At 68.6% G+C, this 21,974-nt stretch carries 27 protein-coding genes; 7 read left to right on the top strand and 20 right to left on the bottom strand.

The window, feature by feature from the left end; all coding sequences use genetic code 11:
• Window positions 1-38: 38 nt before the first annotated feature.
• Window positions 39-599, top strand: coding sequence for a GNAT family N-acetyltransferase (locus Ssi02_RS21920; RefSeq protein WP_275410731.1), 561 nt, complete (start codon window positions 39-41; stop codon window positions 597-599).
• A 353-nt stretch (window positions 600-952) separates the two neighbouring features.
• On the opposite strand, the gene Ssi02_RS21915 is transcribed toward Ssi02_RS21920, so the two are convergent.
• The 4 genes from Ssi02_RS21915 to Ssi02_RS21900 all read right to left on the bottom strand — a co-directional run bounded on the left by Ssi02_RS21915 (window position 953) and on the right by Ssi02_RS21900 (window position 3,701).
• Entirely contained in the window at window positions 953-1,408 is a 456-nt protein-coding gene (locus Ssi02_RS21915) for a hypothetical protein (RefSeq protein WP_204028507.1), read from the bottom strand.
• A 262-nt stretch (window positions 1,409-1,670) separates the two neighbouring features.
• Window positions 1,671-2,849: a hypothetical protein gene (locus Ssi02_RS21910; protein ID WP_204028506.1), complete on the bottom strand. Its 1,179-nt coding sequence runs from the start codon at window positions 2,847-2,849 to the stop codon at window positions 1,671-1,673.
• Window positions 2,846-3,319, bottom strand: coding sequence for a SigE family RNA polymerase sigma factor (locus Ssi02_RS21905; protein ID WP_275410730.1), 474 nt, complete (start codon window positions 3,317-3,319; stop codon window positions 2,846-2,848). The genes Ssi02_RS21910 and Ssi02_RS21905 overlap by 4 nt, the downstream gene beginning before the upstream one ends.
• Window positions 3,320-3,458: 139 nt before the next feature.
• On the bottom strand, window positions 3,459-3,701 hold the full coding sequence (locus Ssi02_RS21900; protein ID WP_204028505.1) for a hypothetical protein: 243 nt from the start codon (window positions 3,699-3,701) through the stop codon (window positions 3,459-3,461).
• Window positions 3,702-4,156: 455 nt separating this feature from the next.
• On the opposite strand from Ssi02_RS21900, the gene Ssi02_RS21895 reads away from it, so the two are divergent.
• Complete coding sequence (locus Ssi02_RS21895; RefSeq protein ID WP_204028504.1) at window positions 4,157-4,507, top strand: sigma factor; 351 nt, start codon at window positions 4,157-4,159, stop codon at window positions 4,505-4,507.
• On the opposite strand, the gene Ssi02_RS21890 is transcribed toward Ssi02_RS21895, so the two are convergent.
• The gene (locus Ssi02_RS21890) at window positions 4,433-5,596 is read right to left on the bottom strand and encodes a coiled-coil domain-containing protein (RefSeq protein WP_239129311.1); all 1,164 of its coding nucleotides are present in this window, start codon (window positions 5,594-5,596) and stop codon (window positions 4,433-4,435) included. The genes Ssi02_RS21895 and Ssi02_RS21890 overlap by 75 nt on opposite strands.
• A gap of 371 nt (window positions 5,597-5,967) precedes the next feature.
• On the opposite strand from Ssi02_RS21890, the gene Ssi02_RS21885 reads away from it, so the two are divergent.
• On the top strand, window positions 5,968-6,537 hold the full coding sequence (locus tag Ssi02_RS21885; protein ID WP_204028591.1) for a TetR/AcrR family transcriptional regulator: 570 nt from the start codon (window positions 5,968-5,970) through the stop codon (window positions 6,535-6,537).
• Between the two features lie 83 nt (window positions 6,538-6,620).
• On the top strand, window positions 6,621-7,799 hold the full coding sequence (locus tag Ssi02_RS21880) for a GDSL-type esterase/lipase family protein (protein WP_204028502.1): 1,179 nt from the start codon (window positions 6,621-6,623) through the stop codon (window positions 7,797-7,799).
• Window positions 7,800-8,303: 504 nt separating this feature from the next.
• On the opposite strand, the gene Ssi02_RS21875 is transcribed toward Ssi02_RS21880, so the two are convergent.
• The 11 genes from Ssi02_RS21875 to Ssi02_RS21825 all read right to left on the bottom strand — a co-directional run bounded on the left by Ssi02_RS21875 (window position 8,304) and on the right by Ssi02_RS21825 (window position 15,545).
• Entirely contained in the window at window positions 8,304-9,245 is a 942-nt protein-coding gene (locus Ssi02_RS21875; RefSeq protein WP_204028501.1) for a tyrosine-type recombinase/integrase, read from the bottom strand.
• Window positions 9,246-9,545: 300 nt separating this feature from the next.
• Entirely contained in the window at window positions 9,546-9,995 is a 450-nt protein-coding gene (locus Ssi02_RS21870; RefSeq protein ID WP_204028499.1) for an ester cyclase, read from the bottom strand.
• Between the two features lie 567 nt (window positions 9,996-10,562).
• The gene (locus Ssi02_RS21865) at window positions 10,563-10,892 is read right to left on the bottom strand and encodes an AlkA N-terminal domain-containing protein (RefSeq protein WP_204028497.1); all 330 of its coding nucleotides are present in this window, start codon (window positions 10,890-10,892) and stop codon (window positions 10,563-10,565) included.
• A gap of 156 nt (window positions 10,893-11,048) precedes the next feature.
• Window positions 11,049-11,672, bottom strand: a complete 624-nt coding sequence (locus Ssi02_RS21860; RefSeq protein ID WP_204028494.1) for a DNA-3-methyladenine glycosylase I — start codon at window positions 11,670-11,672, stop codon at window positions 11,049-11,051.
• A 4-nt stretch (window positions 11,673-11,676) separates the two neighbouring features.
• Window positions 11,677-12,348: an alpha-ketoglutarate-dependent dioxygenase AlkB family protein gene (locus Ssi02_RS21855; RefSeq protein ID WP_307825741.1), complete on the bottom strand. Its 672-nt coding sequence runs from the start codon at window positions 12,346-12,348 to the stop codon at window positions 11,677-11,679.
• The gene (locus Ssi02_RS21850; RefSeq protein WP_204028492.1) at window positions 12,345-12,845 is read right to left on the bottom strand and encodes a type 1 periplasmic-binding domain-containing protein; all 501 of its coding nucleotides are present in this window, start codon (window positions 12,843-12,845) and stop codon (window positions 12,345-12,347) included. The genes Ssi02_RS21855 and Ssi02_RS21850 overlap by 4 nt, the downstream gene beginning before the upstream one ends.
• Window positions 12,846-12,856: 11 nt before the next feature.
• The gene (locus Ssi02_RS21845; RefSeq protein ID WP_204028490.1) at window positions 12,857-13,147 is read right to left on the bottom strand and encodes an Ada metal-binding domain-containing protein; all 291 of its coding nucleotides are present in this window, start codon (window positions 13,145-13,147) and stop codon (window positions 12,857-12,859) included.
• Entirely contained in the window at window positions 13,144-13,881 is a 738-nt protein-coding gene (locus Ssi02_RS21840; protein ID WP_204028488.1) for a 2OG-Fe(II) oxygenase, read from the bottom strand. Before Ssi02_RS21840 ends, Ssi02_RS21845 begins: the two co-directional genes overlap by 4 nt.
• Window positions 13,878-14,495, bottom strand: a complete 618-nt coding sequence (locus Ssi02_RS21835) for a methylated-DNA--[protein]-cysteine S-methyltransferase (protein ID WP_239129310.1) — start codon at window positions 14,493-14,495, stop codon at window positions 13,878-13,880. The genes Ssi02_RS21840 and Ssi02_RS21835 overlap by 4 nt, the downstream gene beginning before the upstream one ends.
• Window positions 14,492-14,983 (bottom strand): RNA polymerase sigma factor, encoded by a 492-nt coding sequence (locus Ssi02_RS21830; protein ID WP_239129309.1) that lies wholly within the window; start codon window positions 14,981-14,983, stop codon window positions 14,492-14,494. The genes Ssi02_RS21835 and Ssi02_RS21830 overlap by 4 nt, the downstream gene beginning before the upstream one ends.
• Before the next feature lie 49 nt (window positions 14,984-15,032).
• On the bottom strand, window positions 15,033-15,545 hold the full coding sequence (locus Ssi02_RS21825) for a methylated-DNA--[protein]-cysteine S-methyltransferase (RefSeq protein ID WP_204028484.1): 513 nt from the start codon (window positions 15,543-15,545) through the stop codon (window positions 15,033-15,035).
• A 224-nt stretch (window positions 15,546-15,769) separates the two neighbouring features.
• Here Ssi02_RS21825 and Ssi02_RS21820 point away from each other — a divergent pair, with 224 nt between their 5' ends.
• On the top strand, window positions 15,770-16,021 hold the full coding sequence (locus tag Ssi02_RS21820; RefSeq protein WP_204028482.1) for a hypothetical protein: 252 nt from the start codon (window positions 15,770-15,772) through the stop codon (window positions 16,019-16,021).
• A 236-nt stretch (window positions 16,022-16,257) separates the two neighbouring features.
• A complete protein-coding gene (locus Ssi02_RS21815; RefSeq protein ID WP_204028480.1) occupies window positions 16,258-16,398 on the top strand; it encodes a hypothetical protein in 141 nt (46 codons plus the stop codon).
• A gap of 561 nt (window positions 16,399-16,959) precedes the next feature.
• On the opposite strand, the gene Ssi02_RS21810 is transcribed toward Ssi02_RS21815, so the two are convergent.
• The 3 genes from Ssi02_RS21810 to Ssi02_RS21800 all read right to left on the bottom strand — a co-directional run bounded on the left by Ssi02_RS21810 (window position 16,960) and on the right by Ssi02_RS21800 (window position 18,418).
• Window positions 16,960-17,250 (bottom strand): hypothetical protein, encoded by a 291-nt coding sequence (locus Ssi02_RS21810; RefSeq protein ID WP_204028478.1) that lies wholly within the window; start codon window positions 17,248-17,250, stop codon window positions 16,960-16,962.
• Window positions 17,247-17,582 carry a hypothetical protein gene (locus Ssi02_RS21805; protein ID WP_204028476.1) on the bottom strand — a complete coding sequence of 112 codons (336 nt, stop codon included), beginning with the start codon at window positions 17,580-17,582 and terminating at the stop codon, window positions 17,247-17,249. The genes Ssi02_RS21810 and Ssi02_RS21805 overlap by 4 nt, the downstream gene beginning before the upstream one ends.
• Window positions 17,583-17,938: 356 nt before the next feature.
• Window positions 17,939-18,418 carry a hypothetical protein gene (locus Ssi02_RS21800; RefSeq protein WP_204028475.1) on the bottom strand — a complete coding sequence of 160 codons (480 nt, stop codon included), beginning with the start codon at window positions 18,416-18,418 and terminating at the stop codon, window positions 17,939-17,941.
• Between the two features lie 133 nt (window positions 18,419-18,551).
• Between Ssi02_RS21800 and Ssi02_RS21795 the strand changes: the two genes are divergently transcribed.
• Complete coding sequence (locus Ssi02_RS21795; protein ID WP_204028474.1) at window positions 18,552-18,785, top strand: MmyB family transcriptional regulator; 234 nt, start codon at window positions 18,552-18,554, stop codon at window positions 18,783-18,785.
• Window positions 18,786-18,860: 75 nt separating this feature from the next.
• On the opposite strand, the gene Ssi02_RS21790 is transcribed toward Ssi02_RS21795, so the two are convergent.
• A complete protein-coding gene (locus Ssi02_RS21790) occupies window positions 18,861-21,911 on the bottom strand; it encodes a Tn3 family transposase (RefSeq protein WP_204028473.1) in 3,051 nt (1,016 codons plus the stop codon).
• Between the last annotated feature and the right edge of the window lie 63 nt (window positions 21,912-21,974).

The raw sequence follows: 21,974 nt of genomic DNA, 5'->3' as shown, positions 1-21,974 counted from the left end.
TTGATCAAAGAGGCGGACTTCGTTGTAACTTCTGGGGTGTGTCAGCGTTGCTGTTTCCGGATCCTCCACTCACCGATGCGGTCGTCGCGTTGCGTCCTTGGCGAAGGTCCGATGTGCCGCAGCGGTTTGCCGGCTTCTGCGACCCACTGTGTCTGCGTTTCTCCTGGCCGCTCGTCGAGCCCTTCGCCGAAAGGCATGTGCAGAGGCGCTTCGACGAGGAGGAGGAGGCACGGCTTTGCGGGGAGGAACTCAACCTCGCCGTAGCCGATACGGTCGACTCGGGCCTGATCTTGGGCGGGGCTTCGATATATGACGTAGACCTTGGCCAGGCGCGTGCGGCGATCGGCTATTGGCTGGCACCGCACGCACGCGGGCGAGGGGTCGCCACTCGCACACTGCGTCTGCTGGCGCGTTGGGCGTTCGACCACATCCACCTTGCCCGCCTGGAGCTGACATGCGCGCCCGACAACGTCGCTTCCCAACGCGTAGCCACACGGTGCGGGTTCGTGCGTGAGGGAGTGCTGCGCTCGCATGTGCGCTTCAAGGGCGGGCGCCGTGACTCGGTGATGTTCAGCTTGCTGCCCGGCGAGCTGCAATGAGCCCGACACTGGTTGACCTGGGATATTGAGGGGCTGGTCGGCCTTCCAGGAGGCTGAGTGCAGAAATTGGCGTTAGAAACCTGATGCGTCGCGGCTTGGTCGACGCCCGCGCCCGGCGTGGCCGATCCGTCCCCGGATCGGTAAGTCCGACTTGTGTTCCATCTTGTTCCGCAGCGCGGCCCCCTGAACGCCGCGATCCGGCCGGATCTCCTGGCGGCCGCGGACGCGATCAGGGGCCCCGATTGCCTATCTTGCTGCGTCGGCGCAGCTCCCCCGCGAAGGGCTGGACAGCCCTCGTCCTCGTCCGCGGGAAGCGTCCACGGACGACCGCACCACCGTGCAGACGCGCGAGATCATCCGTGGACGTGAACGATCGCACAGCGGTAAGGGAATGGGAGCGCGGGGTGTTTCTGGCGTATTCCGGCCGCCCCCGCCAAAGGCCCTCCGAAGATGACGCTGGCGAACCACCACACGAATTTGGATTCATACCAAAGGGGCTGCCCGCCGCTACGGATGGTGTCCACGATGCTGTAGGCGGCCGTGGCCACAAGCAGGGCCAGCACACCGGCGGCGGCGCCTTGCGCCAGTGCCACGGGCCGACTCTCTTCGGTGCGCGTGACCGGCCACCCCGCTGCCACCGCCAAACCCGCCCAGGCCCAGCCGGAGTCGAGCAGCACGCTCACGATTTCCGCACCTGACCACCCGCTGGTGGTGTAGGCGCGGCTTTCAAGATCGGCGAAGCTGTGGGAGATGGCGTTGACGAGGGAGGTCGCCGCACCGAATCCCCCTCCAACCGCCAGGACACTCACCACGATCCCTGTAAGCCGGGTCACATACGAGCGGTCCCGCTGTCGACGGCCATGTCGCTGATCGTCAGTCACCCACGGCGCCTTCCTATTACACAAATCATGATGTGCGGCAGCTGGCCAACCCGTTCGAGCTGGCCAGCTCACCGGCTGATCGTAAGACTTACTTTCATTGCCGAAGCTTCGTGGACATTAACTCGCAATTACCCAGAGCTACTTTGGGCCTCATCGTGCGGACCCGAGTGGAGGGCCACCTGGCAGTCATTCACCAGGCCGCTTCTATCGCCGGCGGCGGGGAGTTCGAGAGATGCGGATCTGAAGGCCCGTGGTAGAGCAAGGGGGTGACCCGTCCGTCGTCCAGCCTGCTCAGCGGGTAGAAGTTTCCCACGACCAGCAGGTGGCGTCCGGTAGCGTCATAGCGGATCAGGTTCCACCAGGCGATGGTCTTGCCGTGGCGGTCCGCACTGAGCAGCGTGCGAATCTTGCGGCCATCTGTGACGGAGTACTCATCAATGGTGTAGCGATGCGGTTGCCGGCCGTCCGACAGATGGGTGCGGCCGATCAGCATGCTTCGGCCATCCGGACTGATCGCCGAAGTCTTGGCCTCCTGCCCTGGAGCCACGACGCGGCTCCCTGCGAGCGTGGTGCCGGCGGCGGCGGTGTCCAGGACCCGGGCCTCGGATTTCACCACGAAACCGAGCACGCGGCGATCAGCCGCCCATGAGAGGTTCCTGATCTGTTCCGCGGCGTTCGTTGTCCAGGTGCGTCTCGTCCCCGCGGGCAAGTCGACGACCGTCAGCTGTGCTCCGGGACAAAAACGCAACGTCTTGTCCTTGCCGCACACCTTGCCGTCGAGGCTGTAGGCCAGCTGAGTGCCGTCACCGGTGACGGCGAGGGAACTCGCGGTCGTGCCGGTCACCGCGGGGATCACATCGCGGGCCAGTTCGGCCACTCTTCCCCGCTCATCGACCCGCACCCGATGAAACCAGGTGATGCTCACCTGTGTCTGGCGGGATGTCACGCTCTGGGCGACGTAGAACGTCGTGCCTTCGCCGGTCCCGGCCAGCAGGTATCCACCGGGTTCTCGACGGATCCCCTCGGGGGTTCGGGGCAATTCGACCCGGCCTGTGATCTTCCCGGTTTGCGCGTCGCGGACCGTCACCCCGTCGTTGTGGGCGGCCAGCAGAAAACGCGGGCCCGAGAGGGTCTTGGCCGCGGGCCCGGCCGGAGCCGGAGCGTGTATCCCGGCCACCGTAACGACGACCGCGCCTATGACGGCGACGCCAAGGGCGGCCGCCAGCGGGATGGCCAGGACGAATCCGCGCCGCGGCGCGATGACTTTCGCCCGCACGCTCTCTTCGGCCGGGCGCAAAGTCTCGGCGCGGACCAGTTCGGCGCCGACGGCGAAGGCATCGCGGAGTCGATCTTCGATCCGTGGGCTCATCGGTTCCCCTCCAGTTTCGCGGTGAGTGCCTTAAGGGCTCGGGAAATGGTCGACTTCACCGTTCCGCGGCTGACTCCCATGGCCTCGGAGATCTCCGCCTCCGACAGGTCGAGGTAATAGCGCAGTACCACGGCCTCGCGCTGGCGGCGTGGCAGCGCATGCACGGCCAGGAACACCTCCCGGCGCGTCTCGCCTAGCAGGATGGCGGCCTCCGCCGACCAAAACGGTGTCTCCCGGTCACGGGCGAACCTGCCGACGATCGCCCGCCGCCGATGGACCATGCGGCACCCGTTCACCACGGCCATCCGCAGGTAGGGCAGCACCCGATCATGGTCGACCAATCGGCTCCACCGACTGTGGAGCGCGGCGAATGCGTCCTGGACGACGTCCTCGGCGGTCTCCTGGCTCCCTACCAGCAAGAACGCCAAACGGACCAGGCTGAGCCGGTGAGCCGAGAACATTTCGGCCACGACGGCATCACCCGCGCTTTCAGCCGGCGGCCGTCCCGGTGGCGGTGGTTTCGCGACCACTATTTGAATCTCAGATGGCATACCTCTTCCATGCACAACCCACCGTCCAGGTTGCTCGGCAAGGCCAAAGTGACATTCTTCACAAGTCCTTGATGGGCAGGTATCCATCCGGCCCGGCCTCGGCTTGGCTGTTCCCTGGCTGCCTGTCTCCGTAGGTGCGGTGCGGTTCTGGCGCAAAGCCTGTGAAGCGGTAACGGACGATCACTGAGTTCTCCGAAGAGAGTGTGCGCGTGTGATCGCGATTCTGTAACTCGGCGCGCATGAGAACAGCCGCTTTGCCGGCTGTCGCCACGATGGCCGGAACCTCACCGGAAATGATCAATCTCTGCACCCGGGGGAAGATTCATGATCATTATCAGCGCCAACCGCTGCTCCTGGATTCCTCAACTACGAATCAGGGCGATCACGGGAGCGGGATCGGTTGGTCGGGCAGCAGATCGGCCAGCGCGGTCCGGACGGCGGCGCGACTCCCGTTACCTTTTTGATCGTCCCCGATGAGAGTCGGGGAGCCAGGTCACCCGACCCGGCATGACTGCTCGCCCCTGTCGCTCCGATGATCCGGGGGGTGGTGTCACCGGGACGGGTGGCGACGGAGGACCGCTCATAGGGACACGGCGCCACCGCACAGCGGAGATCGCCTCACCGTAACGTGGATGCCGGCCGCCGCCGCCGGACCCTTGACCCGGCACGCCCCACCCGAACACCCCCCGGGGGACGGCTTCATCGTCGTCGCCCTCGACCGGGCCGGCACCCGCACCCAGATCGGCTGACGCCGCAGTGGCCGAGTTCGCCCACCGGCTTGGCCTGGTCCGTTTGGCGTTCTTGCTGGTAGGGAGCCAGGAGACCGCCGAGGACGTCGTCCAGGACGCATTCGCGGCGCTCCATCGCCGGTGGAGCCGATTGGTCGACCATGATCGGGTGCTGCCCTACCTGCGGACTGCCGTGGTGAACGGGTGCCGCATGGTCCACCGGCGACGGGCGATCGTCGGCAGGTTCGCCGGCGACCGGGAGACGCGGGGCGGCGGTCCAGGGGGCCGGCCGGACCGCGCCGGCCTAATCCCCTTGGGCAACTCGCAGCTCCGCCGCGACCGCCCGCTCCCGCAGCCCCGACGCCTCGGCTCGCAGTGACTCGATCTGTGCGCGCAGGTCGGCGCCGCGTGCCTGCTCCAAGGCCAGTTCCATGGTGAGCCGATCGCGCTCGGCGACGGCCGCGGCGGTCCCCCGCTCCGCCTCCGCGCGGAGCCCGCGCTCACCTTCGATGCGCCGCGCCGCCTCCTGCTCGGCAGCCGCGATCCGCTCAGCCGCCGCGTTCTCACTTCTCTCGGCCTGCCGTACGGCTTCCGCCTCGCGAGCCCGCGCCTCGGCCCGCTCGGCGACGGCCTGCTCACGCGCCTGCTCGGCCGCGACGGCCCTGCTCAAGGCGCGGTCACGTTCCGCCTCCGCCGCCTGGGCACGGGCGATGGACCCGGCCGCCGCCTGCTCGGCCTCCACCCGCATGCGCCCCGCCAGCGTGGCCTCGGCGATCGCCTTGTCACGCTCGGCCGCCGCCTGCTCAGCGGTCGCCTGAGCCTCGGCCGCTCGCCCGGCCGACTCCTCGCTTTCGGCCAAGGCGGCCTCCAGCCGTACGGTCATCTCCCCCACCGCCTGCACCCTCGACCGCTCGGCGGCGTCGGCCCGGCGCAGCGCCTCCTCCGCCGTCTGCCTGGACTGCCGCTGCGTCGAGGCCGCCTCACGCAACGCCGCGAGCGCCTGCTCACGTGCCCGCTCCGCGTCGGCGAGCGCCGTGTCCCGCTCGACCCCCGCCTCCTCGACCTGCCCCCGCATGCGCTCGGCCTCCTCGCGTGCGGCCTCGGCCGCCTCACGCGACAGCCGCACCTGCTCGAAGGCCTGCTCACGCTCGGCCCGCGCGATGGCGACCCGGGTGTGCGCGTCGGCCTGCATCGCACTCAGCTTCGCCTCGACCCCGGCCGGGCTGAGCTCCTCGGCCAGCACCAGCGCGAGCGGCTCGATCGCGGCGGCAAGCCCCTTTTCCATGCGCTCGTAGAAATCCTCCGCCCGCGCCAGGGTGCCGGTCAGCCCCGGCGTCGCCCGCCGCATCTCGCGATCCCGCTTGGCGGCGGCCTGGCAGTCCCCCTCCGGACAGTAGGCCTTCGGCCTGCCCCGCCCGGGCCTCCGCTCGATCGGCGCCCCGCAGTGCACGCAGGGTCGCGTCGTCATCTCCGTCTCCTCAGCCACAGAGGCGATCTTAGCATTATTGAATTTCTAGAAATTCAAATTCAATAAAGCTGATCTGTTGCGTGCCGGAAGGTCAAAGTAACTCACGAGATTGCAGATTCCCGCAAGTTACACAGAGTGTGGATCTTGCTACACCCTCTGGGTGGGCTGGTTGCGCGAATGGTCGCCTAGTCGACCTGGGGGTTCGTCAGCGCAAAGGCCCCGCCTATGCGAACCGTGATGCGGGACCGTGCGGCTCCGTCCGCCCCGGCCCGCCCTGCCGTCGCGGCGCACGACGTGCACCCTTCCGTGTTGCCTATAGGCTATAGGCAGATACACGCTTGATATAGGAAAAATGAGAGTAGGTGATGGTTGTGGTTCGGGCAGGACTGAGCCCGGAGCGGCTCACGCGCGCCGGTGCGGAACTCGCCGATGAAGCCGGTTTCGACCAGGTGACTCTGTCGGCGCTCGCCCGGCACTTCGACGTGAAGGTCGCGAGCCTGTACTCGCACCTGAAGAACTCCCACGAGCTCAAGACCCGGATCGCGCTGTTCGCGTTGGAGGAACTCGCCGACCGGGTCGCCCACGCCGTGGCCGGACGTGCGGGCAAAGACGCCCTGACGGCCTTCGCGAACGCCTACCGGGACTATGCCCGAGCGCACCCAGGCCGGTACGACGCAGCCCGGTTCCGGCTCGACCCGCAGACGGCCGCAGCCAGCGCCGGCGTCCGGCACGCGCAGATGGCACGCGCGATTCTGCGCGGCTACGACCTGGCAGAACCGGACCAGACACACGCGGTCCGCATGCTGGGCAGCGTCTTCCACGGTTACGTCAGCCTGGAAGCGGCCGGCGGCTTCAGTCACACGGACGTCGCCTCGCAGGATTCCTGGGCCTGGACCCTGGACTCCCTCGACGCCGCGCTGCGGAGGCGGGCCACCCCCTGACCAGGGGTGCGCCACTCTTCGAACGGTTCCCGCGTAGCGCCCCGACTCCCCCAACCTCCACCCAGAACCAACGGCTTGAGGCAATGAGCACCGAACAGAAGTGGATCACCACCCCCGTCACCGCGGGCTTCCTGCGCGGACATCTTGAAGTGGAAGAGACCGCGCACGGTCTGCTGCCGCACCGGCTGCCCGCCTGGGCGCGCCGCCAGATCCCGGACGACCGGCTGGCCGTGGCCGAGGCCCAGCCCTCCGGTGTCCGGCTGGCCTTCCGCACCCGCGCCACCGTCGTCGAACTGGACACGCTGCCCACCAAGCGTGTCTACCTGGGCTTCCCGCCCCCGCCGGACGGCGTGTACGACCTGCTGGTCGACGGCCGGCTCACCGCCCAGGCCACCGTGAACGGCGGAAACCTCCGCACGATCACCGACATGCAAACGCAGACCGCGGAGTTCACCGAGGGACCGGCGGGCACCGCCCACTTCACCGACCTCCCCGCGGGCGAGAAGGACATCGAGATCTGGCTTCCGCACTCGGAGATCACCGAGGTGATCGCCCTGCGCACCGACGCCCCCGTCGAGCCGGCCCCGGACAACGGACGCCGGGTGTGGCTGCACCACGGCAGTTCCATCAGCCACGGCTCGAACGCCGTCTTCCCGAGCACCATCTGGCCCGCCCTGGCCGCGTCCACGGGCGGCGTGGAACTGATCAACCTCGGATTCGGCGGCAGCGCACTGGTGGACCCGTTCACCGCGCGTGCGATGCGGGACACCCCAGCCGACCTGATCAGCGTCAAGCTCGGCATCAACGTCGTCAACAGCGACGCCATGCGCCTGCGAGCCTTCTCCCCCGCCATCCACGGCTTCCTCGACACCATCCGCGAGGACCACCCGACGACACCCCTGCTCCTCGTGTCGCCGCTCCTGTGCCCGACCCACGAAAACACCCCCGGCCCTCTTATGCCGGACCTCGAAAGCGGAACCCTCCGGTTCAAGGCCACCGGTGATCAGGCTGAAACCGCCGCCGGACGGCTGACGCTCACGATCATCCGCGACGTACTCGCCGGCATCGGCAAGCAGAGGGCCGTCGAGGACCCGAACCTCCACTACCTCGACGGACTCGACCTCTACGGCGAGAGCGACCACGCCGAGTTCCCGCTGCCGGACGCGATCCATCCCAGCCCCGAAGGACACCGCCGCATCGGCGAGAACTTCGCCAGGCTCGTGTTCGAGAACAACGGCCCCTTCGCCGCCAAGACCGGCTGACCCCGTACAGCCCCGGCCGACGAGGAGACCATGCCTGCCGGCGCTGCTCCACCGACCATCCAGACCGGGCAGTCGGTGGCGCTCGGCGCGTCCGAGGGCCGGATCTACATCGACCGGGGTTTCTTTCCGGCACCACGCACCGCAACCGTGCCGGGCCGATCAGGCGTGGGCGGCGGTGTGGCCCGACAGTGTGTTTTACCGTGGCCGAAGTTCGACCGGTTCGCCCGCAACATGGCCGAGGCGGCCAAGGTCTTGATGGCGGGACTTGGCCTGAAGCCCGGGGGCGGTGCGGTCGCCGTCTTGGACCGGCGGGACGACGTGCCGGCCTTTCCTTGTCGGGGCATGACGAGCATCCGAACGGAAAATCCCGTTAGTGGAGCGCCAGCGGACGACTTAGCGTGACTTTCCGTTCGGATGTCCCTCGCGATCGTGTTTTCGCATGTAGGAGTGTCGGGCACCACGAAGAGCGACCATGCCTTCGGGAAGGCTGAGTGCAAGAGTTGATCAGTGCGTACGACGGCGGGGCGCCAGAACTTCGGTGACCTTGGCGATGGCCTCGGCGCCGGGTTTGACGTAGCGCATGGCGGTGCGGGGGTTCTTGTGCCGGGTCTTGCCCATAATGAGCTGCAGCGGGACCTCGGCCTCGCCGAGGTGGGTGGCGGCGCTGTGGCGCAGCTGGTGCAGATCGAGCCCGGCGTACTTCTCCAGAAGGACGCGGGCGCGGTCGTAGCCCAGGCGGGCGCGGCCCGTGTGCGGGCAGATGTCGGCAGCCGCCGGGCGGCGGGCGGGGACGGGGCGGCGTTCGGACAGGAACAGCGGGCCGCGCGTGCGCGCGCTGCCGTCCGGGAGCCGGAGCAGACGGGGCAGCAGGTGGGCGGTGCCGCTGTCCCAGTACACCCACTCGATCGAGCCGCCCTTGGACCGAACCGGGGCGCGGCGATGCTCAAGGTCGAGGTCCTCGACGTTCAGCGCCAGGATCTCAGCCGCTCTGGCCGCCGTTTCGTAGAGCATCCGCCACAGCGTCTTCTCGCGCAGGGGGATGTCGCGGCGTGACAGTAGCCGGTGGACGGTGGTCTTGGCGACCGCGCGGGTCTCGTCGGCGTTCTCCTTGCGGCGTTCGGCCTCGGCCGGGACCGACGGGGCGGCCCAGTGTTTCCTGGTCTGGCACCAGGTCAGCCAGGAGGCGATGGCGGCGCGGTTGCGGTTCCAGGTCGCCGGCGCGCATCGGCCCCACAGCTCGGCGAGCGCGGCGCCGATCTCGGCGTCGGCGACGTCGGCGAGGGTCCGATCTCGGACGAGCAGGACGATGACGCGGTCGATGGCCGAGGCGTAGGCGCGGTGGGTGTTGGCGTTGGCGGCGCGCGGGGTGGCCAGGAAGGCGTCGGCGGCCGCGGCGAGCGAGACGTTCCCGCCGCGCAGGGCGGTCACCTTCGGCGCGGCGCTCATGCCGGCCGCCGCGTTGCGCCGTCGGCGATGTACTGGATAACGTGCCGGAGTCGCGCAGCGTCCCGGCAAGGCGTTCGCCTGGTCGCCGCGGTGCCGTGGTCGCTCATGTACGTGATAATAGGCTGTTATCACGTACTTCAGCCGGAGGCCTTCGGGCGGTAGCCACGTCCTGGTCTCGGTAAGGTCGGCGGCTCAATGAGCCGCCGACCCTATTTCAGCGACCAGCAGGGCGATCAAGGGGGTCGGCTACTACGTCGCCGGTGGCCTCGACGCCGAGGTGGCTCACCGTGGCTGTTCAGCTCAGGCGGTGGGAATGATGCCGAGCTGCTGGAGGACCGTCACGCCGTCGTCGAGTCCGAGTTCTTCGACGATGAGGCCGTTCTGGACCTTGAGGACCGTCTTACCGGTGAAACGGAGCGTCTTGCCCGACGCTGCCGGGACGGAGCCGATGGGCAGGTCGTCGAAGACGATCGGTCCGGTGTGCGTGCCGCCGCCCTCCCACTGTCCGACGACGTAGTCGCCCTCGGCGATGAGGTCGGCGGTGCCCCAGAAGTTGAGGTCCGGGAACGCGGTGCGGAAGTTGGTCGCAAAGGCGCGAACCTCCTCGCGCCCGCTCATCGGCTTGTGCAGTGAGTACTCGAAGCGGATGTCCGGTGCGGCGAGCTCGTCGATGATGCCGGGGTTGAAGTCCTTGCCCCAGAACTCGGTGAACCAGCGGCCGACGATGGCCTTGTTCTCTTCAAGCGACATGGGTCTGTCTCTTTCTGTTGTTGTCAGCGGTTCGCCTGCGGCGTGATGACGTTCCGAAGACGTTCGCCGGGTTCGAAATGTGAGATGGGAGATAGAGCCTTCCGGGATCGAACCGAAGGCCGGCCGTGCGGGCGTGCGCTTGTTCTTCGGGTTCAAGGCGCACTACTGCTGGGGGCATGCCGGGACTGGTTCCTGTCGCGGTCGGGAGGCGCCCGCAGCAGGACCGCCGGGCCGTCCGGCAGAGAAGGGAGGGGAGAAGCCCGCACGCGGGGCCGGGCTTCGGCCGGGCGGCTGTCTCGACGGGGTTCAGGCCGAGCGGTTCCTCGTTGGTCTGTGTCGTGGTGCCGCTTGGACGATCATGGGTCGGTGCCCTGCGCGCGGGGCATTACGCAGGAATGTCGATGCCGGGGAGCGCGAGAGTGGGGCTCCGCGGGCCTGGTCGGTGGTGAGGTGCGCGAGGGTGAACCCGTCCGCCCACCGCTCGGCGACGGCGCGGAGGGTGCGGGTGCGTGCACCGGTGAGCCCGACGGTCGCCTGGAGTTCGGTGTCGGGGACCGCCGCGAGTTCTCACGGTGCGGGCAGGGCCCTCAGCCCGGCTGCCGTCCTTCCGTCGGCGGCGACACGTCTGGCCTTACAGGTGCGGGCCGCGGCGAGGGAGGCTTGCTGGCCGGCGACCGTCGCGATGACCGCTTCGCATTCGTCGGGGGTAGCCGAGGAGCCGGACGCCGGCCGGCGTTCGACCAGCGGGCGGATCAGCGGGTCGGCGGCGAGTTCGCCCTCGATCCGGGCGATGTCGGAGTCGAGGTCCGGCCACCGGCGGATCGCGGCCGCCATGCCGTCGGGGTGAGGCGTCTGGTCACGGGATTCGGCGGCGACCACGTCCTCGGCGAAGGTCACCTCTCCCGTACGGGTGCGCCGGCGTGGTGCAGCAGCCGGGTGTGGCTGCGGCCCGGGACGTCGACGTGTTCGGCTCGCGGGATTGCTTGGGCGGCCAGCATCCGCAACGCGGCCTCGCAGCAGATGTTCCCTTTGGGGCCCGGCGGAGGAGGAGGGTCACGAGGGCCAGATGCCCGAGCTGCCGCGCCGGTGCGAGTCCAGCAGGTGGGTGTCGACGATACCGATCGCCTCCATGAGGGCGTACATGGTGGTCGGGCCGACGAAGGCGAAGCCGCGCCGGCGCAGTTCCTTCGACAGCGCGATGGACTCCGCGGACTTCGTGGGGATCTCCGCGAAGGTCCGGGGGCGGGGGGTGCTCTCGGGCTGGAAGGACCACACCAGGCCGGGCAGCCCCTCGTTCTCGCGCAGCCTGATGGTGGCGCGGGCGTTGGCGATGGTGGCCAGGATCTTGCGCCGGTTGCGCACGATACCGGCGTCGGCCATCAGCCGTTCGACATCCGCGTCGGTGTAGGTGGCGATCACGTTCGGGTCGAAGTCGTCGAACGCCACCCGGAACGCGGGCCGTTTGCGCAGGATCGTCGCCCAGGACAAGCCCGCCTGGAACCCTTCGAGGCTGACGCGTTCGTAGACGCCGCGCTCGTCGGTGACCGGCATGCCCCACTCGCAGTCGTAGTAGTCGCGCAGCAGGGGGTCGACGGCGGCCCAGGCGGGCCGGGCGAGTCCGTCCTCTCCGACGACCACCCCAGGGTCGGAGAGCGTGGGGCCGGCTTGTTGCGTCATGTGGTCACCCGTCCAGCCCTGTCATGCGCATCGTGATGTTGATCCGGCCGTTGCTGATACCGCACCCCGCGGGGGCGGTATCTGGATGCACCTTGGTGACACCGTGGTAGGCCAGGCGGGCGGGCCCGCCGAAGACGAACAGGTCGCCGGAGGCCAGCATCAGGTCGGTGTACGGCCGGCCGCGGCTTTCGGTGTTGCCGAAGCGGAAGGTGCAGGTGTCGCCGATGGACAGCGAGACGACCGGGGCTCGGGAGTTCTCGTCCTTGTCCTGGTGCATCCCCAGGCGGGCGTCGGTGTCGTAGAAGTTCACCAGAGCGGTGTCCGGATCGTAGGCGCGAACGACGTCCGGGGCGTGGCCGGTGGCCTGGAGGGCATCGCGTCCCAGACGGATCATCCAATCGGGGAACGGCAGCACGCGGGCCCCGTTGACGTCGGTGGCCGCTCGTGTGTACCGGTAGGGCTGCCAGTGCCAGCCCAGACACACGGTGCGCACGGACATCCGGTGGCCTCGGACCATCGCGGCACGCAGGGGCACCGGGCCCTGCGCCCACGTGTGGAACTGGCCGGTGATCCATCGCTGCTGCCGCAGGGTCAGCCAGTCCGGGACATGGACGGCGCCGGGCATGATCTCCCTGGCGTCGCGGCCGGGGAACTGCGCGGTGAACAGTGCTGTCACGGTCCCTCCTGCGTGCGGGCGGGATAGTGGAAGGTGTCGTCCTCGACGCGCCAGGTCGTGCCGTGGGCGGTCGTGCCGGCCAAGCCGTTCAGGTTGATCAGGCCGACGAGCGCGAGGGTGCGCGGATCGCCTATCGCGGCGGTCGCCAGGGTGCGCTCGGGGCGCCACGGTGTCGACCACAGCAGGCGGCGGGTCATCTGCGCCCAGCCGGTCGCGGCGCCCGTCATCACCCACAGGTCAGGGTCGGCGTCGGCGAACCGGGAGGCGTGGCGCAGCCAGGAAGCGCCGATCTCGGGCCAGGTGATCATGGTGAGGATGGTGCCTCCCGTACGCTCCCAGACCGCTTCGATCAGCCGGGCGCTCTCCAGCGCGCGCGGGGTACGGCCGGAGCCGATCGCGATGGTTTGGGCGCGGCGGTCGCGGGCCAGCCGGATAAGGGCCTCGGTCTCGGCGTCCGTGATCATGACGTCGGCGTCGTGGCCGGCAGGCCTCTTCAACAGGGGGCTGGTCAGGAAGTCGATGGCCGGTCCTCCTGCTGGGAGCTCTTCCATTGCTGGAAGCGGTCGCGGCAGCAGGCCCCGCAGGGACGGAACCCGGCCGCGATCGCGGTGGCCTCGTCGGCGAAGAAGACCCGGTGCCGCACGTAGCCGCCGTCGGCGATGGCGCGCAGGGCGGCGGGGCAGTCGAGCCGGCCGTAGATCTTCGAGCAGCGGTGGCCGCCCCACAGTCCCTTGACCGCTGACTGGTAGGGGAGGCCGTCCGCTCCCAGCAGGGTGTACGTCCTGGTCGCGTCACTCATGCGGCGTCGTGGAAGACGAGGGCCAGGGTGTGGCGTTCGCCGGACCGGATGGCGGACACGCCGTGCCGTACCGGTGCGGCCGACCATCCGCGGGCCGAGCGAACGGGCCGGTCGCGGGTGGTGAACAGGTAGCCGTGACCGTGCGGCAGCAGGGTGGAGGTGCCCCTGGACTGGGCGCGCGGGCGCTGCTCCAGGAGCAGGAACTCGCCGCCCGTGTGATCCACGCCGGGCTCGTTGAGGTTGATCACGACCTGGAGCGGGAACACCAGGTCGCCGTACAGGTCACGGTGCAGGGCGTTCCAGTCCTTCTCGGCGTAGCGCAGCAGGATCGCGGTGGACTTCGTCTGGCCGGCGTCGTGGCACATCTGCAGCCACTCCTGCAGGGAGTCGGGCCACGGCGCGGGCCGGCCGAGCTTGGCCCACCAGTCGCGGGCGATGGGCAGCAGCCGGGGGTAGAGCGCCTGCTTGAGCTGCTCGACAGGCTCGGGGTAGGGCGTGTTGAAGTAGCGGTACTGGCCCGCGCCGAAGCGGTGGCGGCCCATGTCGACGGTGCTGCGGAAAAGGTGGTCCTGCTCGTACAGTTCCCTGATCTCCGCGCTCTCCTGGGGGGTCAGCAGCTGCGGCAGCAGCGCGCCGCCGTACTCGTTGACCTCCACGGTGATCGCCTCCCAGTCGCCGGAGGCGACCCGCCGGTGCCAGCGGTCCGTCGCCTTCCCCGTTGCTGTCGTGCTCATGCGGCGGCCTCCAGGTCCAGCAGCGTGGTCTTGGCGTCGAGTCCGCCGATGTAGCCGCCGAGGGTGCCGTCGGTGCGCAGCACGCGGTGGCAGGGGACGACGATCGGCAGCGGGTTGGTCGCGCAGGCGGTGCCCACGGCGCGGACGGCCCTGGGGTTGCCGACGAGCTCGGCCATGTCCCGGTAGCTGCGGGTCTGCCCGTAGGCGATCTCGGGCAGGTGTGTCTGCACCAGCCGCCGGAACCCGTGCGACAGGGACAAATCCAGTGGCACGTCGAAGACCTGACGGCGGCGGGCGAAGTATTCGTCGATCTCGCGAGCCGTCTCCTCCAGCCGCTGAGGCGCACGCAGGATCCGCGGGCTGATCTTCTGGCTGAGGGTTTCCAGAACCCGGTCGTGGTCCTCGCCGTCGAAGGCGACCCGGACCAATCCCTTCGGGGTGGCGGCGAGCAGCAGCCTGCCGACGGGTGAGTCGATGGTCGTGTACGCGACATCGATCAGGTCCGCCCGCTCCGCGGCCTGCTCCAGACGGCGGTGGAGACGGCTGAGGGTATCGGCGTCCACGGCAGTCGACAGCAGGACGGCCAGGTCGTCATCGTTGCGCACGTCGCTCACGACGATGCTCCTTTCGAGATGGCGCCCGGATAGTGTCTCCTGAGATTCTTCAGCCCGTCGGCGGCGGCTCTCCTGGCCGCGTCGGCGGTGCCGCCGAGGATCTCCGCGATCTCGGCGTAGGCCAGCCCCGCCACGTATCGGTAGGCGATGGCCTGGCGCTGCTTGCTGGGCAGTTCCTTCACCACCGACCACAGGCCGACGGCCTCGACATCCACCGCGTCGTCCTGCCCCGGCGCTTGCGGTACCTCGTCGACGGGCAGGGGGTTCCGCTTCGCGGCCCGCAGCACGTCGATCGCCTTGCGATGCGCGATCGTCACCAGCCACGCCTCCACATTCGCCATCTCCGGCAGATCGGGATAGGCGCGCATGGCGGCCAGGAAGGTCTCCGACCACGCGTCTTCGGCGTCATGCGGGCCGAGAATGACCCGGCAGACGCGCAGCACGGTGGCGCCATGCTGTGCCACCACGCTCTCGAACGGTTGTTTCATGCCCATCCCATGGAAGACGTATATGCGGCGGCAAACGTGAGATTCCCGGTCAAAACAACCTCCCGGTCTCGCCCGCGGACGGCTCCTCGAGTGCCAGCAGCACCTGCTTGCGGTTGAGCCCGCCGGCGTACCCGGTCAGAGCGCCGGTGGAGCCGACGACGCGGTGGCACGGGACGAAGATGCACAGCGGGTTCGCACCCACGGCCTGCCCGACCTTCTGCGCGAGAGCACGGTCTCCGACCTGCTCCGCGATTCGGCCGTAGGTGGTGGTGTCCCCGCACTGGATGCTCTTCACGAGGTCCCACACGGCCCGCTGGAACGCGTCACCCTCGGCCTCCAACGGGAGATCGAAGTCCCTGCGCCGCCCCGCCAGGTAGTCGCACAGCTGGCCCACAGCCTCGTTCAGCAGCGGATCCGTCCCGTCACCGACCTCGGGGCCGAACATCTCCTGCGAGGGGCGGCGGACATGATGCTCGTAGTACAGCCCGCTGATCGCCGCGGCCTTGGCGACGACCGTGATCGGGCCCAGGTATGTCTCGATCACGGCATGTCGGGTATTCATCTGCGTCTCCCCTCTCCTGACATCTCTCACCCGGTAAACGGACGTCGTCCGCAGAACGTGAGATCCGCTCCGCCACCGGGCCGTGGTCGGTGCGGCCGTTCCCGCTGCGGCTCCCGCACCTGACCCGCACGATCTGACCCAGCCGGGCACGGATCTCACATCGGGCCGCCGGGATGCGTTTGCTCATCGACCAGCCGCCCGAGCTCGTCTGAGGGGTGCACATCATGACGTGGCCGTCCGACAGCGGGCTCACACTTCTCACCTGCCCGGAATGCGGCAATATGGCTTCCATCGAGTGGGAGAGCCCTGTCGATGAGGTTCTGCTTCTCAAGCTGCGCTGCGTCGAGCGCCACTGGTTCCTCATGCCGGCCGAAGGCATCACCTACTACGGCACCGACATCCCCTATCGCGGCGCGGACCCGGGCGACGACGCGACTGCGGCCAAGACAGATCATCCACCTCCCCGCGAGGCCTGAGGCACCGAAGATGGCCCGTAAGCGCGTCGACGCCGCCTCGGCCGCTTCCGGCCTCTGGCCGCATGAGCCACACCATTCTCATCGACATCCGCAGCCCCTTCCCACGTCTCATGCAGGCACCCGGCATAGACCGCGGGCATGGCGCGTCTTCTGACCGCCCGGCGATGCCCGGGCCAGTGTGGCGTGTCCGGCGTCCAAGACGCGCAGTCGGTCGCCGGCCAGGACGCGGGAGCACCATGGAGCAGGTCCTCCCCGACCTCGGCGGACTGATCGTCGGACAGAACCCCGCCCGCCTCGGCCCGGCTGGGGATCACCGGTCCCGGCGGCATCGGGACCGGGCCGAGGCGGGCGGGACCACGCTGCCCTGGCCACGTTGAGGCCGATCATCGACGAGCTGGAGCTGGTCAACCTCCGCTTCACCACCCGCCGAGCCCCCAACCAACGGGAAAACGGACGCTTCAACCAAACCCTGTTCGACGAACGGGCATACGCCCGGCCCAATCGCACCGAGCACGAACGACGCGACGCCTTCGGTATGGGGCTAACACCCTGCAGCCACCATCGCGGGCACACCGCGCTGAAGGGCCAGCCGCGTCCCCAACCCCACGGGGCAATACCTCTTGTCGCCTTACCTCTCTCACACCACCGGCCTGACCGCCGAGGTCGATTTCGTCGAGGGCCGGTGGGAGAGCGGCGATACGCACACCGGCCATTCCGACTTCACCGACCCTGCCCATCGCCTCCGCCCCGGCAGCGTCCGGCAAGACCATGCGCTTCACGGACATGACCCATTCTCCAGGTCATGGACGGCCAGATCGTCGAGAAATTCCACCTCGACGACGGCCTCGCGGTATCCAGCAGCTGGACAGCATTCCGACCGCGTGATCCACGGCCGCCGAAGATCCATAAGGCAGGCGATCTTTGAACGGGCATCACACCTAGATTCCGATGCGGCTACGCATCATGCGGATCAAGGTCCGCATGATGTCGCGTTCCGCTACTCGCCCCTCGACATCCTGGAGATACTGCAGGTACGTGACGGCCTTCCCAGTGGCGTCGGTCCCGAACGTAGCGACGACAGCCGCCCTCCACACGACGCCGGGAGCCGTAGGAATCAGTGCTGCGGCCGCCACTTCGTCGAGGGCAAACATCCGGTCCGCCGACAACGAATAGTGTTCATCAAGCCACGACGCCGATTCTGGATCTTGCTGGTCTCGTTCCTGGTTCATCGCATTTGCCCCATCTGCATGCAGGTCTGCTCTTTGTCTGCGCTCAGGCAGACGCTCGCGATCCCATGATCGTGAGATCGGACGTCACCGCCTGGCGAGGCGGGTGCCCGGACACACCGGCTCTCGCGCGTGCTTGCCAGCGAGGTGGTCCCGCAACTGCTCGGCCGCGTCGTTCGGGGCATGTCGGTAGAGGCGACCGTTTCCGGACCGAACGTGTCCTGCTCGGGCCGGCGGATGTGGTCCCAGACGGACAGCCGCTTGATCGCCTCGTCCTTGGCGGGCACGGTGATCGACCCGAAGCCGGTGTCGGCCATGACATGTCGACTGTTCATCTGAGTCCCTCCCTCATGGTGGTGCGAAGACGCTCGGTCGAGACGACACGTGAGATCCGGCAGAACTCGACGTGGCACGCGACGCTCACGCCAGACGCAGCAAGCCCGCGCGGATGTTCACACAAGAGCGTGCACGACATGTCCTCGGGGTAGAGATGGGGACGGCCCGCACGCCGCGCTCGGCGAACCGCGATTCACGGCGCCCAGCTGTCGTGCCCGTCCGTCCCGGTACGTGGAGCGCCCGCTGCGCGGCACCGCGCACGCCGGTCGGGTGCGGCGGGCGTGCCGTGAACCAGCCGTGAGCAGTCGCAGCAGGGCGCTCCGGCATGACCCAACCCGGGAACCTCACGTGTGATCTACTGCGGCGCATCGGAAGAGATCTCCCGGACGCCATGCAGGCCGAGGGACTCATAGACGGCCTCGGTCGCCGTGCCACGCACGACACTCACCCGGTCGATGCCCGCCGTCCGGGCCTCGCGCAGCAGTTCGATCTTGAGAACCTGCTCCACCCACGGCTCGTGGGTGGGGTCTACCCAGGTCACGACGTCGCGTGGGATGTCTCCGGTGGGGTCAATAGCCGAAATGCCGGCGGGCTCGTCGCCTTCGCAGGCCACCACGACGAGGCTCTCGTCGCGGATGGTGAACGGCATTACGTCGATTCCGCCGCAGACCATGGCGGATTGGAGGAGGTCTCCGACCGCCATGGCGAGCCTCGTGTCACGGATCGCGAGATTCGGGAAGCGGTAACCGGCGGCGGCCGCTCGCTGCCGGAGAACCCCGTACGAGTCAGGGCCGAAGTCGATCAGGCTATAACGCCGGTCTCGTCGGCTGCTCATTCGCACAATTTCCACGCGCCCGTCGTCGGGATAAGGATGCCCGCGACCGCCGGGCGCGGGCGGCCGCGGGCACGCTGAGCCGGGCGTTCGAGCCCCGGCATCGAGAAGACGCCGGGGCGGAAGGAATCGTGAGATGCGATCTTCGCCAGGTGACGAATCGGCTCATGCGGGTCACGGCACCAGACGTTTTCACCGCCCCGCTGTCGGCGTCCTCGAGCTCGACTACGAGGTCTTCAAATTGCCCGCCGAGACGCCGCTCACCTTGCTGGCCTACTCCGCTGCACCGGTCACCCCGTCCGGCGACCGCCTGCACTTTCTCGCCGCCCGGGCTACGAGCAGCGCCCAAGTTCGGCACGCCACCGAGTGACCATCGGCCCTGCCTCCGGCGCTCGTGGCGGAGGGGCTCATGGTCGGGGCTGCGGTCGGGCGAGAGAGCCGATGCCTACAGGCCCTCGTCCTCCCAGTCCGGTTCATCGGGGTTACGGAGCCGGCGGACACCGGCGGGTCCGAGGTCGGGCTGGGCGAAGGAGTACGTGCCGATCACGTTGAGATGCTGGCGCACGAACGGCGACAACCGCGCCACATTCTCCTCAGCCAGGGGGTAGTCGTCGGCTTTGAGCTGGTCGAGGGCCCGGTCGATGTAGAAGGTGTTCCACAGCGTGACGCAGTTGAGCACCAGGCCAAGCGCCCCAAGCTGGTCTTCCATGCCCTTGTGGTAGCGCTGATACAACTCACCCTTCTTGCCGTGGAAGATCTTCCCGGCCAGGGCGTGCCGGGACTCCTGCAGATTGCGCACACCCTTGATGTCGCGCCGGTAGGGCTCCTCCACCGCGTAGGTGAGGATGTGCAGCGTCTTGAAGATGCGGCCGTAGTGCGCGATCGCCTCGCCCAGCGGGGTGGGGTTGCCGTCGCGCTGGATCATGCGCATCAGGTCGTAGGCGCGGATCTCGCCGGTGTAGATCGACACCACGACGCGCAGGATGTCGCCCCAATGCCGCCTGATCTTGTCCAGGTCGATCTTCCCGCGCGCGAAGCGGGACAGGCTGCCATAGTCGGCGTCCTGGATGCGCCAGCCCTTCTGGTCGGGAATGTCGGCCAGCGCCGGCCGGTACTGCATGCCCAGCAGGTGGACCAGCCCGAAGACGACGTCGCTGTAGGAGCCGGTGTCGGTCACCAGGACCTCCGGGCGCGGCCCGCCATCACGCCGGAACGCCACGTCGATCATGTGCAGGGAGTCGCGCACGGTGCCGGTGACCACCTTCGCGCCGAGCCCCACACCACGGTCGTTGATCATGTTGAGCCAGGTGACCCCGCGCGAGCGGCCGAAGTACTTCTTGTTCGGCCGGGTGTAGATGGAGGGCACCGGGACCACGAACCGCATCCCATCGATCGCCGCGACCAGCCCGCCGCCGAGCGCCTGGGCGAAGCCGAGCTGTCCCTGCTCGTCGATGAGCGGGGCGTTGGCCAGGGTGTAGGTCTCGGCTGAGAGGTAGTTCTGCGCCACATGCGAGAGCCGGCCGCGCTCCAGCACGGGCGTCCCGGCCTTGACCACCGGCGCGTAGCCGATGTTCAGCGCCTGGGCCGTCAAACAGGCCGCGACCGAAACGCGGAAGTCGGCCAGCTTGCTCACCCCGCCGGCGGCCGAGGTGAACGCGGCCTCGAACGCCGGAACCCGGCCCATCACCTCCAGCAGCACCTCCGGCAGGTCGACCCGCGGAAGCATCGCCAGCACCCGCTTGCGCAAATCGATCAGCGACGGCGGCTCCGGCAGGGCCGTCAGCTTGGCCACATGCAGCCGTCCTTCGGCGTCCACGCTGACGTCCACCCCGTCGCGCCCGGCCCGGCCGGCGACGTCGTTGAGCGCCAGGTGCAGCACCAGCGCGTGCTCGGCGAGCATCTGGCCGGGATCCTCCGGAAGCTGCAGGTCGACCAGGGCAGGCCCCTTGGCCGCTTGCCAGCGCGCGCCGTCCAGGAGCTGGCCGCGCGGGTCTCGCCAGCGGGCCGAGGTCTCGGCGTAGACGTCGCGGCGCTTGAGGTGGCGGTGGAACTGCGTGAGCACGCACATGCTGTAGGCGTTCTTGTCCACGGTGCTGCCGTTCGGCAGGTTCTTGAACACCAGCCGCTTCCAGGAACCGCTCACCAGCGCGGGATCGATGTCGGCCTCTGTGACCTTCTTCTTGCGGCCGTCCAGCAGTCGGGGCAACTGCTTCATCGCCGCCAGCGCCCGCGCGCCCTCGGCGTTGGCGCCGAAGTCGATCACCGTGGTCAGCGTCTTGAGAAACCCGGACACGGTGGCGATCCGCGAGGCCAGCAGCGCCCGCATCTCGCCGTCGGCGTCACCGTCGGGCGGCGGCACCATCTCGGTCACCGCGGCGACCGCCTCGCGCAGCTCCCGCCGCGGCACGATGGCGTCGATCGCCTCCCACACCTGATCCAGCCGCAACTCCTCGCCGTATTCGGTGACCTCCAACAGCATCTCCACCGCCGCGGCGAGGGTGGCCGAGTGCTTGGCCAGCTTGGGATGCTGGCGCGCCCGCTCCTTGCCCGCGGCGGTATCGGCCTTGCCCAGCAGCTCGGTGGTGACCAGCAGATCCAGCATCTCCAGGCAGTCGTCGACCGCCTTGCCCTCCAAGAAGATCCCCGTGGCCAGCAGCGTGGCGAGCTGGCGGGACGGACCGTGGCGGCGCAACGTCGTGGCCGTGGCCTGCATCCCGTAGCGGGCCAGATCCACCATCCGCCGGTGCGGCACCTCCAGCGGCAGCGGCATCGCACCCAGGCCCACGCCGAGGATCTCAGCCGCGCGCTCCAGCACCTTCTCCAGGTTCTTGCCCGAGGTGACGGCCGGGCCTTTGCGCCAGCGTTCCAGGTCGGAGGCACGCCTGCCGTCCGGCACTTCCAGCAGCATCTGCAGGATCGTCCGCTGACGTGGGGACAGCACGTCATGCAGGGTCTCATAGAGCCGGTCGGTAGCCGCATCGCGCACCCTGGCTACCAGCCGGGTCAGGGTGGTCACGCCTGGGAGCAGGACCTTCTTGGTGCGCAGCCACGTCACCCCGTCATAGAAGATCGTCTTCTTGCCGTCGCCGGTGTTCCAGGCGCGGGCATCTGCCCAGGCGACGAAGTCCGTTTCCGCCTCGGCGAAGTCCTTCAACGCGTAGGCGTCGCGGATGACCTCCTGGTGCTCAAACGGCGTGCTGCGCCGCTCGGTGTAGCGGGCGATCTGCGTGACGTCCTCGATCCCGAGCTGGTCGGCGAGGTAATGCAGCACCTCGCTGGGCACGTCCAGCGGGTCGGGGAGGAACCGGCCGACGAACCGAGCCGTCGTTACCTGAAGAGCGAAGCCGAGCCGGTGGTGTGATCCGCGCCGTTCGGCGACCAGCGCCCTGTCCACGTCATCAAGGAAGAAGAACCGCTCCAACTCCGCCTGGGAGGGAGCACCCGAGAACCGGCCGTACACGGCCGCCTCGCCATCACTGAGGAACTCAACTGGCATAGCCGCCGAAAGTAGGGCAGCCGCGGTGGTATGGGCGAGCAGAAGATCAAATAGTTAGCTGGC

The sequence above is a fragment of the Sinosporangium siamense genome (assembly GCF_016863435.1).
Taxonomy (GTDB): domain Bacteria; phylum Actinomycetota; class Actinomycetes; order Streptosporangiales; family Streptosporangiaceae; genus Sinosporangium; species Sinosporangium siamense.
The sequence above is the reverse complement of the archived record's forward strand: the minus strand, read 5'-3'. Positions and strand labels throughout refer to the sequence as shown.

Excerpts from the sequence above, each read along its gene's own strand:
- Ssi02_RS21870 (WP_204028499.1), bottom strand. The coding sequence starts at position 9,995 with ATGTCGCTTGAAGAGAACAAGGCCATCGTCGGCCGCTGGTTCACCGAG.
- Ssi02_RS21845 (WP_204028490.1), bottom strand. The coding sequence starts at position 13,147 with ATGAGTGACGCGACCAGGACGTACACCCTGCTGGGAGCGGACGGCCTC.
- Ssi02_RS21910 (WP_204028506.1), bottom strand. The coding sequence starts at position 2,849 with ATGAGCCCACGGATCGAAGATCGACTCCGCGATGCCTTCGCCGTCGGC.
- Ssi02_RS21830 (WP_239129309.1), bottom strand. The coding sequence starts at position 14,983 with ATGAAACAACCGTTCGAGAGCGTGGTGGCACAGCATGGCGCCACCGTG.
- Ssi02_RS21825 (WP_204028484.1), bottom strand. The coding sequence starts at position 15,545 with ATGAATACCCGACATGCCGTGATCGAGACATACCTGGGCCCGATCACG.
- Ssi02_RS21860 (WP_204028494.1), bottom strand. The coding sequence starts at position 11,672 with ATGACGCAACAAGCCGGCCCCACGCTCTCCGACCCTGGGGTGGTCGTC.
- Ssi02_RS21805 (WP_204028476.1), bottom strand. The coding sequence starts at position 17,582 with ATGAACAGTCGACATGTCATGGCCGACACCGGCTTCGGGTCGATCACC.
- Ssi02_RS21840 (WP_204028488.1), bottom strand. The coding sequence starts at position 13,881 with ATGAGCACGACAGCAACGGGGAAGGCGACGGACCGCTGGCACCGGCGG.
- Ssi02_RS21795 (WP_204028474.1), top strand. The coding sequence starts at position 18,552 with ATGCGATCTTCGCCAGGTGACGAATCGGCTCATGCGGGTCACGGCACC.
- Ssi02_RS21815 (WP_204028480.1), top strand. The coding sequence starts at position 16,258 with ATGGAGCAGGTCCTCCCCGACCTCGGCGGACTGATCGTCGGACAGAAC.
- Ssi02_RS21820 (WP_204028482.1), top strand. The coding sequence starts at position 15,770 with ATGACGTGGCCGTCCGACAGCGGGCTCACACTTCTCACCTGCCCGGAA.
- Ssi02_RS21800 (WP_204028475.1), bottom strand. The coding sequence starts at position 18,418 with ATGAGCAGCCGACGAGACCGGCGTTATAGCCTGATCGACTTCGGCCCT.
- Ssi02_RS21890 (WP_239129311.1), bottom strand. The coding sequence starts at position 5,596 with ATGACGACGCGACCCTGCGTGCACTGCGGGGCGCCGATCGAGCGGAGG.
- Ssi02_RS21810 (WP_204028478.1), bottom strand. The coding sequence starts at position 17,250 with ATGAACCAGGAACGAGACCAGCAAGATCCAGAATCGGCGTCGTGGCTT.
- Ssi02_RS21790 (WP_204028473.1), bottom strand. The coding sequence starts at position 21,911 with ATGCCAGTTGAGTTCCTCAGTGATGGCGAGGCGGCCGTGTACGGCCGG.
- Ssi02_RS21875 (WP_204028501.1), bottom strand. The coding sequence starts at position 9,245 with ATGAGCGCCGCGCCGAAGGTGACCGCCCTGCGCGGCGGGAACGTCTCG.
- Ssi02_RS21880 (WP_204028502.1), top strand. The coding sequence starts at position 6,621 with ATGAGCACCGAACAGAAGTGGATCACCACCCCCGTCACCGCGGGCTTC.